The organism is Mangrovibacter phragmitis, from assembly GCF_040429585.1.
Taxonomy (GTDB): Bacteria; Pseudomonadota; Gammaproteobacteria; order Enterobacterales; family Enterobacteriaceae; genus Mangrovibacter; species Mangrovibacter phragmitis.
Genome location: NZ_CP134782.1, coordinates 2726225 through 2742425, shown reverse-complemented (window position 1 = coordinate 2742425; position 16201 = coordinate 2726225). Strand labels below are relative to the sequence as shown.

The window sequence follows — 16201 nt, the reverse complement described above, 5'->3', positions numbered from 1 at the left end:
GATGTATTATGGAATTTGTCCACTTTATCATTGATTTTATTTTACATATTGATGTGCACCTGGCTGAACTGGTCGCTAACTATGGTGTCTGGGTTTATGGGATACTGTTTCTTATCCTGTTTTGTGAAACCGGGTTAGTTGTGACCCCATTCTTGCCTGGCGATTCGTTACTGTTTGTTGCCGGGGCGCTGTCTGCTTTACCGGGTAACGACCTGAATGTGCATATTATGGTGGTGCTGTTGGTCGCTGCTGCCATTATTGGCGATGCCGTCAACTATACTATTGGACGGGTGTTTGGTGAGCGGTTGTTCAGTAACCCGAATTCAAAGATTTTTCGGCGCAGCTATCTTGATAAAACCCATGCATTTTATGAACGTCACGGCGGTAAAACGATAATTCTGGCGCGCTTTGTGCCTATCGTACGGACATTTGCTCCCTTTGTTGCTGGCATGGGGCATATGTCATACCGGCATTTCGCATTGTTTAACGTCACTGGCGCAATCTTGTGGGTGTTGCTGTTCAGCTATGCCGGTTATTGGTTTGGAGACCTGCCGGTAGTACAGGACAACCTGAAATTGTTGATTGTGGCAATTATCGTGCTGTCGGTTTTACCGGGTGTTGTGGAAATTATTCGCCACAAACGCGCAGCAGCACGCCAGGCTCGCCAGATAAAAGAGTAAGCGAAGGGGTTCGACCACTTTTTTATCCAAAGTCGGGCCCGGTTATGGTTTAATGAGCAACATTTATGGTCTGTGGGCGGAGAAAATGGCATTATGCGCCCCCACAGAAAAACTGGCATCGACCAGGTTCAGGCAGAAAGGTCATCAATGAGCTGGATTGAACGAATTCTCAATAAGAGCAACATTACCCCAACCCGCCGCGCTAACATCCCGGAAGGGGTGTGGACGAAATGTGACAGTTGCGGCCAGGTTCTGTACCGCGCTGAGCTGGAGCGCAACCTTGAGGTGTGTCCGAAGTGTGATCATCATATGCGCATGTCTGCGCGTGCACGCCTGCATACCCTGTTAGATGAAGATTCGCTGGTAGAGTTGGGAAGTGAACTTGAGCCTAAAGATGTGCTGAAGTTCAAAGATTCCAAGAAATACAAAGATCGTCTGGCAACCGCCCAGAAAGAAACGGGTGAGAAAGATGCACTGGTAGTAATGAAAGGCACGCTGTTTGGCATGCCGGTTGTTGCGGTTGCATTTGAGTTTGCTTTTATGGGCGGCTCAATGGGCTCGGTCGTTGGCGCACGCTTTATTCGTGCTGTTGAACAGGCGCTGGAAGATAACTGTCCGCTGGTTTGTTTTTCTGCATCCGGGGGCGCACGTATGCAGGAAGCGCTGATGTCGCTGATGCAAATGGCGAAAACCAGTGCTGCGCTGGCTAAAATGCAGGAACGCGGCTTACCGTATATTTCTGTATTAACCGACCCAACGATGGGCGGAGTATCAGCCAGCTTCGCAATGCTTGGTGATTTGAACATTGCTGAACCAAAAGCACTGATTGGCTTTGCTGGTCCGCGTGTTATTGAGCAAACTGTGCGCGAGAAGCTGCCACCGGGCTTCCAGCGCAGTGAGTTCCTGATTGAAAAAGGGGCGATTGATATGATTATTCGCCGCCCGGAAATGCGCCTGAAACTGGCACAAATTCTGGCGAAACTGACTAATCAGCCAGCGCCAAATCCGGATGAAGCCGCCGTCATTACGCCGGCAGTTCCCGAAGAAGGCGATGAAGCCTGATAAAACTTTACGGGCAGTACGTAATGCGCTGCCCGTACTACTCATGAATACAGTTATGCAGAACGGCGTTTATGAAACACGAATTGCATCTTGAAGCCACGTCGCCTTTGGCAACGTGGCTTTCTTATCTGGAAAATCTCCACACCAAAACCATTGATCTGGGGCTTGAGCGTGTTGCGAAAGTCGCGGATACGATGGGTGTTCGCAAACCAGCGCCTTTTGTTTTCACCGTTGCCGGAACGAATGGCAAAGGCACAACTTGCCGCATGCTGGAAACCACGCTGATTGCCGCCGGGTATCGGGTTGGCGTCTACAGTTCCCCACATTTGATTCGCTATACCGAACGGGTGCGTATTCAGGGGCAGGAACTGGATGCCGCGCAACATACTGCTTCATTTGCCGCGATAGACTCAGCGCGTGGGGAAACATCTCTCACTTATTTTGAATTTGGTACGCTATCGGCGTTGTACCTGTTTAAACAGGCTGCCGTCGATGTCGCTATTCTGGAAGTTGGTCTGGGTGGGCGCCTTGATGCGACCAATATTGTTGATTGCGATGTTGGCGTCATTACCAGTATTGCGCTGGATCATACCGACTGGCTTGGCCCTGATCGTGAGAGTATTGGCCGGGAAAAGGCCGGTATTTTGCGTAGCGGTAAACCCGCTATTGTCGGCGAGCCTGATATGCCGACGACCATCGCGCAAGTGGTGCAGGATAAAGGCGCGCTATTGAGCCGGGTAGGGCAGGAGTGGCGCTATTCTGTTAACGGGCAGCACTGGTGTTTCAGTGATAAGTTTGGTGAACTGGTTAACCTTCCGCTTCCCCAGGTACCGCAGCCTAATGCTGCCACTGCGTTGGCCGCACTGCGCGCCAGTGGGCTCAGTGTCACTGAACAGCATATTCGCGACGGGTTGTCTAATGCCACATTACCAGGACGTTTCCAGGTTGTGGCTCACTCGCCGCAGGTGATTCTGGATGTGGCACATAATCCACACGCGGCAGGGTATCTCGCCAGCCGGTTAGCGTCGCTGCCGAAAAGCGGGCGAGTTCTTGCTGTGGTGGGGATGTTGCACGATAAAGATATCGCGGGGACGCTGGCATGTTTGTCACCACAGGTTGATAGCTGGTATTGTGCTCCTCTGGAAGGCCCGCGTGGTGCTTCGGCAGAAACGCTGGTGGCGCATCTCCCCGGAGCCAGTACCTGGCCTGATGTTGCGCACGCCTGGCGGGCGGCAATGGCGGATGCGGCCCCAGAAGATACCGTGCTGGTATGTGGCTCATTCCATACTGTGGCACATGTAATGGAAGAAATGGACGCGGGGATGACGGGTGGCAAGTAAGTTTCAAAACCGGTTAGTGGGAACAGTTGTGCTGGTTGCGCTGGCAGTTATTGTCCTGCCAGGGTTACTCGACGGTCAAAAAAAACACTATCAGGATGAGTTTGCAGCAATTCCGCTGGTACCTAAAGCAGGCGACAAAGACGAAAACGACTTACTGCCGCCAGCCAGCCAGCCTATTCCGGCTCAACCACCTGAGGGTGCGGCTGAAGAGGTAAGAGCGAGCAATGCGTCTAACTCGTCAATAGATACAGCAAATTTACCAGCCAATACTGGTGCCGGGCTGGATGCCATTCCTGTTGAAAGGGATTCCTCTGCATCCGGGCGCAATACACGGGTGGTCACTCACCAACCCGGTGCGGATAAAACCACGGCGCAGCAACCTGTTTCCCAACCGGCCACACAACCAAAAACACCGGTGAAAGAGAATTCGCCACCCCTACCTCAGGGGAAGGCGTATGTGGTGCAGTTAGGTGCGTTGAAAAATGCTGATAAAGTGAATGAAATAGTCAGTAAATTACGAGCTTCAGGTTACCGGGTGTATACCTCGCCAACCACCCCGGTTCAGGGGAAAATCACCCGGATTCTGGTCGGCCCGGAAGTTTCAAAAGACAAACTTAAAGCCTCACTGGGCGATTTGCACAGTTTATCCGGGCTTAACGGTGTGGTGATGAATTACAGCGTTCATTAACACGTTGACCGGTAAAGAATATCAGGGGCAAGCGTTATGCTTGCTGCCTGGATAAGTGCCCGTCACACGGGCTCAGGGTTGTGGCGTTGAGTGTTTTTTCAACGCCATTTTTATTTGTGCATGGGAAGGAAATCCCTACGCAAACGTTTTCTTTTTCTGTTAGAATGCGCCCCGAATTGGATGTCAGGGCGGTTAATCGTGGGACTTGAAATGGTCTGGATAGATTACGCCATTATTGCGGTGATAGGTTTTTCCTGTCTGGTCAGCCTGATCCGTGGCTTTGTACGTGAAGCGTTATCGTTGGTGACATGGGGCTGCGCTTTCTTTGTTGCCAGCCATTACTATACGTATCTGGCAGTCTGGTTCACTGGCTTTGAAGAAGAGCTGGTGCGAAATGGAATTGCGATTGGCATTTTGTTTGTCGCGACACTGATAGTCGGTGCTATTGTCAACTATGTCATTGCTACGCTGGTTCAGAAAACGGGCCTGTCCGGTACAGACCGGGTGTTGGGTATCTGTTTTGGTGCTTTGCGTGGTGTACTCATTGTTGCCGCTATCCTGTTTTTCCTCGATACCTTTACCGGTATGGCGAAAAGTGAAGACTGGCAAAAATCGCAATTGATTCCGCAGTTCAGTTTCATCATCAGGTGGTTTTTTGACTACCTGCAAAGCTCGTCGAGTTTCTTACCCCGGTAATTGTATCGGGGGGTGTGGCAAAGAACACACCCGGTGTCCTTGCCTGTCATGTTCAGGTGGGCTGGCGGCAGTGTGTTCATGATGAGGAAAAGACAACATGTGCGGTATTGTCGGTATCGCCGGTGTTATGCCGGTAAACCAGTCGATTTATGACGCGTTAACGGTGTTACAACACCGTGGGCAGGATGCCGCTGGCATCATCACCATTGATGAAAACAACTGTTTTCGCCTGCGTAAAGCAAATGGCCTGGTGAGTGATGTATTTGAGGCCCGGCATATGCAACGTTTGCAGGGCAATATGGGGCTCGGTCATGTTCGTTACCCGACTGCAGGCAGTTCAAGCGCATCTGAAGCACAGCCGTTCTATGTGAACTCTCCTTATGGTATTACCCTGGCGCATAACGGTAACCTCACGAATGCTCATGAGTTACGTAAAAAGCTGTTTGAAGAAAAACGTCGCCACATCAACACCACCTCAGATTCTGAAATTCTGCTGAACATTTTTGCCAGCGAACTGGATAACTACCGCCATTACCCTCTTGAAGCCGATAATATCTTCTCTGCGATTGCCGCGACTAACCGCCAGATCCGTGGTGCGTATGCTTGTGTGGCAATGATAATTGGGCATGGTATGGTGGCTTTCCGCGACCCCCACGGTATCCGTCCGTTGGTGCTGGGTAAGCGCGAAGTCAGTGACGGGCGTATCGAGTACATGGTTGCTTCGGAAAGCGTCGCGCTGGATACACTGGGTTTTGATTTCATCCGTGACGTCGCGCCGGGTGAAGCGGTGTACATCACTGAGAAAGGCCAGCTATTTACCCGCCAGTGTGCTGATAACCCTACCAGCAACCCTTGCCTGTTTGAGTATGTTTATTTCGCCCGTCCGGACTCTTTCATCGATAAGATTTCCGTTTACAGCGCTCGCGTGGGTATGGGGACGAAATTGGGTGAGAAAATTGCCCGTGAATGGGAAGATCTGGATATCGATGTAGTGATTCCAATTCCGGAAACTTCCTGCGATATCGCACTGGAAATTGCCCGTATTCTGAATAAACCTTACCGTCAAGGGTTTGTGAAAAACCGCTATGTAGGTCGTACTTTTATCATGCCCGGGCAGCAGTTACGCCGTAAATCAGTACGCCGTAAGCTCAATGCCAACCGTGCTGAGTTCCGTGATAAAAATGTCCTGTTGGTGGATGACTCCATCGTGCGTGGAACCACTTCCGAACAAATTATCGAAATGGCGCGTGAAGCCGGGGCAAAAAAAGTATATCTGGCATCCGCAGCACCTGAGATTCGTTTTCCAAATGTGTACGGCATTGATATGCCGAGCGCAAACGAGCTGATTGCCCATGGGCGTGAAGTAGATGAGATCCGCGAGCTAATTGGTGCCGATGGGCTGATTTTCCAGGATCTCAATGATCTGATTGAGGCTGTACGCGCAGAGAACCCGGATATTCAGCAATTTGAATGTTCGGTGTTCAATGGGGTTTATGTCACTAAAGATGTTGACCACAACTACCTGGAATACCTGGAATCATTGCGTAACGACGACGCCAAAGCTGTGCAGCGCCAGAATGAAGTAGAAAGCCTGGAGATGCATAACGAAGGCTGATTATAACTCGCCCCTTGTTTCTGGGCCCCGGTGCAGCAATCTGCACTGGGGCCTTTTTTTATGGCAAAGAGAGAACGAATAAGTACGAAATGAGTGCAAGACGGTTTTCTGTACTTATCATAAAAGGCCTGCATGCCCTTATTGGGTGCAAAAGTTCAGTTCACGCACACTTATGGCGCGTTTTTGCAGGCGCGATCAAAACCTCGATATTTACTCTTTGATAACACGCAAAATTAGCTTTTCCTCACAAGCACAAGTGCTATCTTTCATTTGCAGGCTTTGATGCAACGTTTTTTTAACAAGCTGGCAAATCTGCCGGGAGTTAAAAAAGTGGCACGGTAAGTGCAAGCTTGAGTATGCAAAACACAACATTACAAAACACAACACATCACGTAAAACGTCTGAACTCTTGAGGGTAAAGTATGAAGAAGAAGGTTCTTGCACTGTCTTTGCTGTTAGGACTGACCGCAGCCAGCAGTGTTTTCGCAGCAATTCCTAAAGATATCCGCATTGGTACCGACCCAACTTATGCTCCTTTCTCTTCTAAGGATGCCAGCGGTAAACTTGTGGGCTTTGATATCGATCTTGGCGATGCAATGTGTGCCAAAATGCATGCTAAATGCACCTGGGTTAGCAGTGATTTCGATGCGCTTATTCCGTCTCTGAAAGCCAAAAAAATCGACGCTATTATTTCTTCTCTCTCCATCACTGAAAAACGCCAGCAGGAAATAGCTTTCTCTGAGAAGCTTTACGCTGCGGATTCCCGCCTGATTGCTGCCAAAGGCTCACCGATTAAACCAACACTCGCGTCACTGAAAGGCAAGCATGTGGGTGTGCTGCAAGGGTCCACTCAGGAAGCGTATGCCAACGAGAAATGGCGCCCGGAAGGGGTGGACGTTATCTCTTACCAGACCCAGGATCTTATCTATTCAGACCTGGTTGCCGGTCGTCTGGATGCCGCATTCCAGGATGAAGTGGCTGCCAGCGAAGGCTTCCTGAAACAACCCGCAGGTAAAGCCTTTGCCTTTGCCGGCCCGTCGGTAAAAGATAAGAAATACTTCGGTGATGGCACCGGTGTTGGTCTGCGTAAAGAAGATACTGACCTGAAAGCGGCTTTTGATAAAGCATTTGATGAAGTTCGTAAGGACGGTACTTACGACAAGCTGGCTAAGAAATATTTTGATTTCAATGTTTACGGCGAGTAAGCCAACCCTATAGTCTGTCGTCAGGCCAGTCACAACGGTGGCTGGCCGGGGATGTGGGTAAGGTGTGTGCCTTTATGGTGCAGAAACAAACCCTGCTGTGTGGTTTTGGTGCGCGGTCTGCACCATGCTGTGGCATGTGGATTACGGTGTCAGGTCACCATAATAATAACTTATTATGATATCTAAGATTATTCTTCACTGTTTTCTTCCATGCTGGCACAGAATCTGCTATTACCCCCTGACAAAAATTGTCATTCAGGACAAGTACAGTCTATTGAGGATGAGTATGAATAAGAAGGTTTTCGCCCTTTCACTGGCATTATTGTGCTCCAGTGTTTCCACAGCATTCGCGGCATATCCTGAGAGCATACGTATTGGGACCGACCCAACCTATGCTCCTTTTGAGTCGAAAAATGCCAGTGGAGAACTGGTCGGTTTTGATATCGACCTGGCGAAAGAGCTATGTAAGCGAATCCATACCAAGTGTACCTTTGTAGAAAGCCCGCTGGATGCACTGATTCCTTCCCTCAAGGCGAAGAAGATAGACGCCATAATGTCTTCACTCTCCATTACAGAAAAACGCCAACAGCAGATTGCCTTTACTGACAAGTTGTATGCGGCTGATTCTCGTTTGGTGGTGGCAAAAGGTTCCCCCATCCAGCCAACGGTTGAATCCCTTAAAGGGAAGCGTGTTGGTGTGTTGCAGGGTACTGTTCAGGAAACTTACGGAAATACTTACTGGGCGCCAAAAGGCATTGAGATTGTTTCGTATCAGGGGCAGGACTCCATTTACGCAGACCTGATGGCCGGGCGTATTGATGCGGCTTTCCAGGATGAAGTGGCTGCCAGTGAAGGGTTCCTGAAACAACCTGAAGGGAAAAACTACCAGTTCGGTGGCCCGTCCGTAAAAGATGACAAATTGTTTGGCGTCGGTACGGGCATGGGGATCCGCAAGGAGGATAACGAGTTGCGGGAAGCGCTCAATAAAGCCTTCGCCGACATGCGTAAAGATGGTACTTACGACAAGCTGGCGAAGAAATATTTTGATTTTGATGTCTACGGTGGTTAACGGTCACCAGTGATACAACCAGCTCCATTGGGGGCTGGTTGTATCGGAAAGACACTGACGGCAGGATACACACCATGTTGTATGGTTTTTCGCACGTTATTTTCCAGGGGGCGATTGTCACCCTTGAACTGGCAATCACTTCAGTACTCCTGTCAGTGATTATTGGGTTGGTTGGCGCTGGAGGAAAACTTTCAGGCAGCAAGCCTCTGGCATTTTTCTTTGAGTGCTATACCACATTGATTCGTGGTGTTCCTGATCTGGTCCTGATGTTGTTGATCTTCTATGGTCTGCAAATTGCGCTTAATGCTGTGACTGATGCTTTTGGTATGGCGCAGATAGATATCGATCCAATGGTCGCCGGGATTATCACATTGGGCTTCATTTATGGCGCGTATTTTACCGAAACTTTTCGTGGCGCTTTTTTGGCGGTTCCCAAAGGTCAGATTGAAGCGGCGACTGCATTCGGTTTTACCAGCTGGCAGGTATTCAACCGTATTCTGTTCCCCTCGATGATGCGCTTTGCACTGCCGGGCATTGGTAACAATTGGCAGGTTATTTTGAAGGCAACCGCGCTGGTATCACTGCTTGGCCTTGAAGACGTGGTTAAAGCCACGCAGCTTGCCGGTAAAAGCACCTGGCAACCGTTCTATTTTGCCATTGTTTGCGGGTTGATCTATTTAGTATTCACCACGGTATCAAATGGGGTCCTGCTTTTGCTGGAGCGCCGTTATTCAGTGGGCGTGAAGAGGGCAGACTTGTGATTGATATTATCCACGAATACTGGCAGCAACTGCTCTGGACTGACGGCTATCGTTTTACCGGGGTTGCCATTACCTTATGGCTGCTCATCGCTTCGGTAGTCATGGGGGGCATCATGGCGCTGTTTTTGTCGATAGCCCGTGTTTCCAGCAATAAATTTGTAGCGTTTCCGGTGTGGCTGTTTACCTATATTTTTCGTGGTACACCGCTGTATGTACAGTTACTGGTGTTCTATTCTGGCATGTATACGCTGGAAGTTGTGAAAGGCAATATGCTGCTCAATGAGTTTTTCCGCAGTGGCCTGAACTGTACGATCCTGGCGCTGACACTGAATACCTGTGCTTATACTACGGAAATATTCGCTGGTGCGATTCGCGCTGTGCCACACGGTGAAATCGAAGCCGCCCGGGCATATGGTTTTTCTTCTGTTAAGTTGTATCGCTGCATTATTTTGCCTTCTGCGCTGCGCATTGCGCTTCCGGCATACAGCAATGAAGTCATTCTGATGCTGCACTCTACCGCACTGGCGTTTACTGCGACGGTGCCGGATCTACTCAAAGTAGCCCGTGATATTAACTCAGCAACCTACGAACCTTTTACTGCGTTTGGTATTGCCGCTGTGCTTTATCTGGCAATTTCGTTCTGCCTGATAAGCCTGTTCCGCAAAGCTGAAAAACGCTGGCTCCAGCATGTTAAACCCGCCTCAACGCACTAAGTGATAGCCATGGCCGAAAATAAATTAAACGTATCTGATCTGCATAAACATTACGGTGAGCATGAAGTGCTGAAAGGGGTCTCATTAAAGGCAAATGCCGGAGATGTCATCAGTATTATTGGCTCGTCAGGTTCAGGGAAAAGCACTTTCCTGCGCTGCATTAACTTCCTGGAAAAACCCAGTGAAGGCACGATTGTCGTTAATAATGAGAATATTACCTTAGTACGCGACAAAGACGGGCAACTGAAAGTTGCCGATAAAAATCAGTTGCGCCTGCTGCGCACCCGTTTGACCATGGTGTTTCAGCACTTCAACCTGTGGGGGCACATGACAGTGTTGGAAAACGTCATGGAAGCACCTGTACAGGTACTGGGCTTAAGTAAAGCAGAGGCAAAAGAGCGTGCTATCAAATACCTGGAAAAAGTGGGTATTGATGAGCGTGCGCAGGCGAAATATCCGGTTCATTTATCTGGTGGGCAGCAGCAACGTGTCTCTATTGCCCGCGCCCTGGCGATGGAGCCGGAAGTGTTGCTGTTTGATGAACCGACTTCTGCACTGGATCCGGAACTGGTGGGCGAGGTGCTGCGCATTATGCAGAAACTGGCTGAAGAGGGGAAAACCATGGTGGTTGTTACCCACGAAATGGAATTTGCCCGCCATGTTTCCAGCCATGTTATCTTCCTGCATAAAGGGAAAATTGAGGAAGAAGGGAAGCCTGAAGATGTGTTTACTAACCCGCAAAGCCCCCGTTTGCAGCAATTTCTTAGTGGTGCGCTGAAATAATCCCGAACTGGCGTGGCGCGCTTAGTGCTCTACAGCCTTAAGCGCGCCACTCAGGTCACATTATGTAAAGCATCTTCAAGTTGAAACCAGCGAAAGCCAAAACCTGACTGCTCAAGGCGACGGGGAAGCACATTCTGACCACCGAGTACCAGTGTGGCGGATTCCCCCATCATCAGGCTTATTACCCGGGCAGGTACGCGTAAAATTGCCGGGCGTTTTACCGCTTCTCCCAGTAATTGGGTAAACCGGGCATTTCTGACCGGATAGGGTGCCACCATGTTAAAAGGCCCCTGTAGTGGGTTATCCAGCAGCCAGAGGATAGCGTTGACCATATCTTCAATATGGATCCATGACAGATACTGGCGCCCATCACCCAACGGGCCCCCCAGCCCCAGGCGAAACAGGGGTAACAATTTACTTAGCATGCCGCCATCAGGGGCCAGAACCACACCGGTGCGCAGCAGGCAGACGCGGGTATGCGGGCTTTGTGCCTGTAGCGCAATGGCTTCCCATTTTGCACAAAGCTCATGAGTAAACTCGTTATGGGGAGTGTCTTCTTCTGTTATCACTTCATCGCCAGTATCGCCGTAGAAGCCCACTGCGGAACCGGAGAGAAAAATAGCCGGGGGCTGGTTGCTGCCATGAATCATTTCAACCAGTCGCTGGGTGATACGCCAGCGGCTTTGGCATAAACGCTGCTTTTGCGCCGCCGACCAGCGTTTATCGGCAATGGGCTCACCGGCAAGATTAATCACTGCGTCAAACCCATCCAGTGAATGGTGTTCATCCAGGCTCTGCCAGAGCGTAACCCTGGGGTCGAGCAACTGCCTGGCCCGCTCAGGGGAACGGGTAACCACGGTAATACTGTGTCCTGTCTCTATCAAAGGAGGAATGAGGTGACGCCCAATCAAACCTGTACCACCAGTCAGCAAAATTTGCATATTCCCTCCAGTGAGCATTAATCAGCCATCGCGCCGCCAGCTCATGCTCATGGAAACTGAGTCGGCGTAACGCAGAGCGTGCAGTTTATCTATCTCAACTTCAGCATAAGTGACCCAGTCATGCTGGCGTGCGATATCAAGCACATCCTGAGTTAATTTTTCTAATAATGAAAACCGATGGTTCTCAACGTGCTGGATAACCGCTTTGGTAATAGTCCGGTAATTCAGCGCATCTTTAATATCTTCGCTGTGCCGGGCATTATCGGCTGGATAATGCAGCGTAATATTAATCACGATATCCTGGCGGTTGGCGATTTCTTCCTCTTTGATGCCAATGAAAGTACGTAGTCTGAGATTTTTAATTCGAATAATAGCATCCTGGTACGACATGCAAGTGTGTCTCCTGATTATCTTTATTGCCCCATAATACACGAGCTTTTACGGTCATGGGAGGTCAAAATCTGAGATGTTGGCTGGCATAAACGCAGGAAATTTCTTTTCTTTGCAGTGGGTTATATTGCAAGTCTGAGCAGGAGTAGAAAATCTGGCTTTACATGCAGGCTGGCTGGCACGGTACTGAAATTCGTTGTATTTTTCCTCATGGGTCAATGCCAATGGAGAAACTTATGAGTCAGCCAACAATTTGTCTGTGGTCCGATGCTCGCTTTCACAGCCCTTATGTCATGTCCGTATTTGTTGCTTTAAAAGAAAAAGGGCTGTCATTTACCCTGAAAACCATCGACCTGGATTCCGGGCAGAATCATCAGAACGGTTGGGCTGGTTTTGATATTACGCGGCGTGTACCCGTGCTGGATGTAGACGGTTTTTTACTGGCGGAATCATCTGCCATTACGGAGTATCTGGAAGATGCATTTGCTCCGCCTGTCCGGCAACGAATTTACCCGGTTGATATACAGCTGCGAGCCAAAGCGCGTGAAATTCAGGCATGGTTGCGTTCCGATTTGGCTGCGTTACGTCAGGAACGCTCCACGGAGGTGATTTTTTCAGGGCAACACTTTGCTCCATTGACTCCCCGGGGGGAAGCGGATGCACAGCGCCTGATTCACCTCGCATCCTCTTTGCTCAAGCCGTCACAACATAATTTATTCGGTGAATGGTGTATTGCCGATACGGATTTGGCGTTGATGCTTAATCGCCTGATCATGCATGGTGACTCTGTACCAGAGAATCTGGTTGAATATGCCACATTCCAGTGGCAACGATCATCCGTTCAGCAATATGCCGCACTTTCCGCCAGACAATCCACATGATGCGTTGGCACTATGGCGTGCCACTCAGCCTGTCTGAGCATGATAAGCACAGGAGTGTGTAATGAAATTGATGTTTGCCTCTGATATCCATGGTGCGTTGCCAGCCTGCCAGCAGGTGCTGGATATTTTTGCTGCCAGTGATGCGCAGTGGCTGATTATTCTTGGCGATGTGCTCAACCATGGGCCGCGTAACGCACTGCCTGAAGGCTATGCGCCTGCTCAGGTTGCGGAGCAACTGAATGCGGTGGCCTCGCGGGTGATTGCTGTGCGCGGTAACTGTGACAGTGAAGTCGACCAAATGTTGTTGTCATTCCCGATAACCGCGCCGTGGCAGCAAGTGCTGCTTCCTGAACAACGACTTTTTCTGACACACGGACACCTGTATCATCCAGAGAAGCTACCTCCGCTGGGTCATAGTGATGTGCTGGTATTTGGCCACACACATATTCCGGTCGCAGAGCAGCGTGGAGATATTTTTCTGTTCAACCCTGGCTCAGTGAGTATTCCTAAGGGGGGATATCCGGCCAGTTATGGCATGCTGGATGGGGAGCAGATGCGGGTTCATAATCTGGAAAATCACGATGTTATTGCACAGGTTTGCATAACACCGTAATTTACTTTGACAAAACAAATGCGCCAACAGAGCGCCTGAACAAAAAGGTTACCGATGGTGGAACAGGACTCAAATTCTGGGACGGAGTGGGTGGATATTGTCAATGAAGACAATGAAGTGATTGCTCAGGCCAGCCGCGCACAAATGCGCGCGCAGCGCTTACGGCATCGCGCCACTTATATCGTGGTACATGACGGCATGGGAAAAATTCTGGTGCAACGGCGTACAGAAATTAAAGATTTTATGCCGGGTATGCTGGATGCCACAGCAGGTGGAGTGGTGCAGTCTGGCGAAGTGCTGCTCGATTCCGCACGCCGCGAAGCAGAGGAAGAGCTGGGTATTGCGGGGGTCCCTTTCGCTGAACATGGGCAGTTCTACTTTGAAGACGAGAATTGCCGGGTTTGGGGCGGGTTGTTCAGTTGTGTCTCTCACGGGCCATTTGCCCTTCAGGAAGAAGAAGTGAGTGAAGTGTGCTGGATGCTGCCAGAAGAAATCACCGCTCGTTGTGATGAATTCACGCCAGATTCACTCAAAGCGCTGGCATTGTGGATGAGCCGTAATGGCGGCGCAGAGAACAAGCCAGCCGCCGGAAAAACGGCGGAAATGGAACCTGCTGAGCCTTCACAGGCTGAAGCTTCTGGCGAAGAAGATTCACCTGCTGCACAGTGAACCTAAGGGCCTGTATCAGGCCCTTAGGCTGATGACAAACCTCATGTACGCACAAAACGAGAGGATGTCACCGAATAAAAAACCAGGAAAATCAATTCATTGATTTTCGGCTACTAACTAAAAAGAAGGAAAAACCACGTTTTTTCCTTCTTTTTCATCAATCTGTGGGCCTGTATCAGGCCCTGGTTAACAACTTTCGCGCATACACAGTGTTGATTTGATGGGCTTCTGGTTTGGCTGCTTTTCTCCGTTAAGCCTTGCCAGTAATGCCTTACCGGCCTCAATACCTATCTCCCGGTGCGGCACTGACAACGTAGTCAGTGGCGGCTGGCAAACTTTCGCAACATCGCTGTCACCAAACCCCACAATCGCCAGGTCATCAGGGACTTTAATTCTGCGGCGCTGGCATTCATATAATGCGCCGCAGGCCAGCTCATCTGACACACACACCAGCGCATCCAGCTCAGGCCAGGCCAGAAGGAATTCAGGTAATTGCGCTGTACCAGTGGAAAACGTAGGCGGAGCGGCTGCATTAATGACTCTGTTGGGTGAGATATGGTGGCGTAACATGGCCTTATACCAGCCCTGCAAATGCTGCTGGAAGATCCATTGTTCCTGGTTTGCGCACAGCAGGCCAATATTCTGGTAGCCGCGCTCAATCAGCATACTGGTCAGTTCAAACATAGCGGCAACGTTATCAATACCGATATTCATATCTACCGGATCAACCCGCGTGGCACCTATCTCCATCACCGGGATCCCGGCATTACCCAGCCAGGTGCGGACATTGTCGCTGTGTTCAACACTCAGAAGAATGGCTGCGGCCAGATTGGAAGCGAGCAGGGTCTCCAGTAGTTTTTCTTCCTGTTCCAGGCGGTGGCGCGATTCCGCCAGCATGATTTGGTAGCCTGCCGGTTGTAACACCTGTTGTAACCCGGCGAACATTTCTGTACAGCCAGACTCAGCCAAATTTGGCACCACCATGGCGATGGTATAGGACGATGCAGATGCCAGTGCGCTGGCCGCCAGGTTGGGTAAATAGCCAAGTTCATTTACCGCAGCGTTGATTTTTTCCCGTAATTTGTCAGAAACCTGATCGGGGGTACGCAGTGCGCGTGAAACAGTCATGGTGCCGACACCGGCTAACTGCGCGACATCGACCAGGGTAACTTTGCCGGTGCTGCGTCTTTTTCGGGTTAAAGACATGCGTATTCCTGTATCAAAGGTGTGGCACTTACCATCTTCTCGCATAAAAACCGTAGGTTATTACCCCGATATTATAGGGGGTAACCTTGCCCGGTTACTGTTTTTTTGTGCAACCTTTCATTTTTTGATAGCGCTATCACATATTGGCGATATTCACTCTGATAGCGCTATCTTTGAGATGTCTGTCACGGTCAGAACCCGCGGGCTTGCCTAAAGTTTGCCCATAACTGAAGGGACAGGAGCACATTATGCTTTCACAGTGGTTACATGCCGGGACCATACAGTGTCGCGAGCATGCAGAAAACTGGCAACAGGCACTGGCTCTGAGTGCTGAACCTCTGCTTAAAGCAGGAGTAATTACCCCAGAATATGTTCAGGCGGTGATAACCCAGCACGAAAAACTGGGACCGTATTATGTACTGGCCCCAGGTCTGGCAATGCCGCACACACGGCCAGAGGATGGTGCACAGGGAATGGGGTTGTCATTACTGAAACTTGAACAGGGTGTGGCATTTGGTTCAGCTGATTTTGACCCGGTTACCACCATTATTATGCTGGCAGCACCAGACAGCCACAGCCATATCAATATGATATCTGCCCTGGCTGAATTGTTTTCCTGTGATGAAGATTTACAGAGACTACATCATGCTAATTCAGTGGAGGGTATTCAGGATATTATTTCTCATTATTAACGTAATAACTATAAGTTTATTCGGTTTAATTTTTATTGCGGGCGGAATATAACATAGTCACGAAAATATACCAGAGATACATAATTTGAATATTACTGGAAAAACTGTATGCATGTAATTTGAAGTAAAAGATTTATTACGTATTACTCTGCTGCTGTCTCATCAGGGCAGCTTTCCTGTACGCTACGAAAGGTAAA

Annotated in this window: 18 protein-coding genes; 15 read left to right on the top strand and 3 right to left on the bottom strand. The window is 49.7% G+C overall.

Annotated elements, in window-relative coordinates:
- Positions 1-8: 8 nt before the first annotated feature.
- The 11 genes from MPHASIOC01_RS13270 to hisP all read left to right on the top strand — a co-directional run bounded on the left by MPHASIOC01_RS13270 (position 9) and on the right by hisP (position 10612).
- Positions 9-680 (top strand): DedA family protein, encoded by a 672-nt coding sequence (locus tag MPHASIOC01_RS13270; RefSeq protein ID WP_064595249.1) that lies wholly within the window; start codon positions 9-11, stop codon positions 678-680.
- A gap of 147 nt (positions 681-827) precedes the next feature.
- Positions 828-1742: an acetyl-CoA carboxylase, carboxyltransferase subunit beta gene (accD, locus tag MPHASIOC01_RS13265; protein ID WP_353614840.1), complete on the top strand. Its 915-nt coding sequence runs from the start codon at positions 828-830 to the stop codon at positions 1740-1742.
- Positions 1743-1813: 71 nt separating this feature from the next.
- Positions 1814-3082: a bifunctional tetrahydrofolate synthase/dihydrofolate synthase gene (gene folC, locus MPHASIOC01_RS13260; RefSeq protein ID WP_353614839.1), complete on the top strand. Its 1269-nt coding sequence runs from the start codon at positions 1814-1816 to the stop codon at positions 3080-3082.
- Complete coding sequence (dedD, locus tag MPHASIOC01_RS13255; protein WP_353614838.1) at positions 3072-3770, top strand: cell division protein DedD; 699 nt, start codon at positions 3072-3074, stop codon at positions 3768-3770. Before folC ends, dedD begins: the two co-directional genes overlap by 11 nt.
- 210 nt (positions 3771-3980) lie before the next feature.
- Positions 3981-4466: a colicin V production protein gene (cvpA, locus tag MPHASIOC01_RS13250; protein WP_064595244.1), complete on the top strand. Its 486-nt coding sequence runs from the start codon at positions 3981-3983 to the stop codon at positions 4464-4466.
- A gap of 97 nt (positions 4467-4563) precedes the next feature.
- Positions 4564-6081, top strand: coding sequence for an amidophosphoribosyltransferase (purF, locus tag MPHASIOC01_RS13245; RefSeq protein WP_064595243.1), 1518 nt, complete (start codon positions 4564-4566; stop codon positions 6079-6081).
- A gap of 422 nt (positions 6082-6503) precedes the next feature.
- Positions 6504-7286, top strand: coding sequence for a lysine/arginine/ornithine ABC transporter substrate-binding protein ArgT (gene argT, locus MPHASIOC01_RS13240; RefSeq protein WP_064595242.1), 783 nt, complete (start codon positions 6504-6506; stop codon positions 7284-7286).
- Between the two features lie 286 nt (positions 7287-7572).
- Positions 7573-8355 (top strand): histidine ABC transporter substrate-binding protein HisJ, encoded by a 783-nt coding sequence (gene hisJ / locus MPHASIOC01_RS13235; protein ID WP_064595240.1) that lies wholly within the window; start codon positions 7573-7575, stop codon positions 8353-8355.
- 74 nt (positions 8356-8429) lie between these two features.
- Positions 8430-9116, top strand: coding sequence for a histidine ABC transporter permease HisQ (locus tag MPHASIOC01_RS13230; protein ID WP_064595238.1), 687 nt, complete (start codon positions 8430-8432; stop codon positions 9114-9116).
- On the top strand, positions 9113-9829 hold the full coding sequence (locus tag MPHASIOC01_RS13225) for an ABC transporter permease (RefSeq protein WP_353614837.1): 717 nt from the start codon (positions 9113-9115) through the stop codon (positions 9827-9829). Before MPHASIOC01_RS13230 ends, MPHASIOC01_RS13225 begins: the two co-directional genes overlap by 4 nt.
- A gap of 9 nt (positions 9830-9838) precedes the next feature.
- Positions 9839-10612 (top strand): histidine ABC transporter ATP-binding protein HisP, encoded by a 774-nt coding sequence (gene hisP / locus MPHASIOC01_RS13220; RefSeq protein WP_064595234.1) that lies wholly within the window; start codon positions 9839-9841, stop codon positions 10610-10612.
- A 50-nt stretch (positions 10613-10662) separates the two neighbouring features.
- Here hisP and MPHASIOC01_RS13215 read toward each other — a convergent pair whose 3' ends face one another.
- Complete coding sequence (locus tag MPHASIOC01_RS13215) at positions 10663-11553, bottom strand: TIGR01777 family oxidoreductase (RefSeq protein WP_064595231.1); 891 nt, start codon at positions 11551-11553, stop codon at positions 10663-10665.
- A 21-nt stretch (positions 11554-11574) separates the two neighbouring features.
- Positions 11575-11943, bottom strand: coding sequence for a dihydroneopterin triphosphate 2'-epimerase (gene folX / locus MPHASIOC01_RS13210; protein ID WP_064595230.1), 369 nt, complete (start codon positions 11941-11943; stop codon positions 11575-11577).
- A 236-nt stretch (positions 11944-12179) separates the two neighbouring features.
- On the opposite strand from folX, the gene yfcF reads away from it, so the two are divergent.
- The 3 genes from yfcF (at position 12180) to yfcD (ending at position 14106) form a co-directional block, all read left to right on the top strand.
- Positions 12180-12824, top strand: coding sequence for a glutathione transferase (gene yfcF, locus MPHASIOC01_RS13205; protein ID WP_064595562.1), 645 nt, complete (start codon positions 12180-12182; stop codon positions 12822-12824).
- Positions 12825-12885: 61 nt separating this feature from the next.
- Positions 12886-13437 carry a phosphodiesterase gene (yfcE, locus tag MPHASIOC01_RS13200; RefSeq protein ID WP_064595228.1) on the top strand — a complete coding sequence of 184 codons (552 nt, stop codon included), beginning with the start codon at positions 12886-12888 and terminating at the stop codon, positions 13435-13437.
- Between the two features lie 54 nt (positions 13438-13491).
- A complete protein-coding gene (yfcD, locus tag MPHASIOC01_RS13195; RefSeq protein ID WP_064595225.1) occupies positions 13492-14106 on the top strand; it encodes an NUDIX hydrolase YfcD in 615 nt (204 codons plus the stop codon).
- A gap of 186 nt (positions 14107-14292) precedes the next feature.
- On the opposite strand, the gene MPHASIOC01_RS13190 is transcribed toward yfcD, so the two are convergent.
- The gene (locus tag MPHASIOC01_RS13190; protein ID WP_353614836.1) at positions 14293-15312 is read right to left on the bottom strand and encodes a LacI family DNA-binding transcriptional regulator; all 1020 of its coding nucleotides are present in this window, start codon (positions 15310-15312) and stop codon (positions 14293-14295) included.
- 248 nt (positions 15313-15560) lie between these two features.
- Here MPHASIOC01_RS13190 and MPHASIOC01_RS13185 point away from each other — a divergent pair, with 248 nt between their 5' ends.
- Entirely contained in the window at positions 15561-16004 is a 444-nt protein-coding gene (locus MPHASIOC01_RS13185; RefSeq protein WP_064595222.1) for a PTS sugar transporter subunit IIA, read from the top strand.
- Positions 16005-16201: the final 197 nt, after the last annotated feature.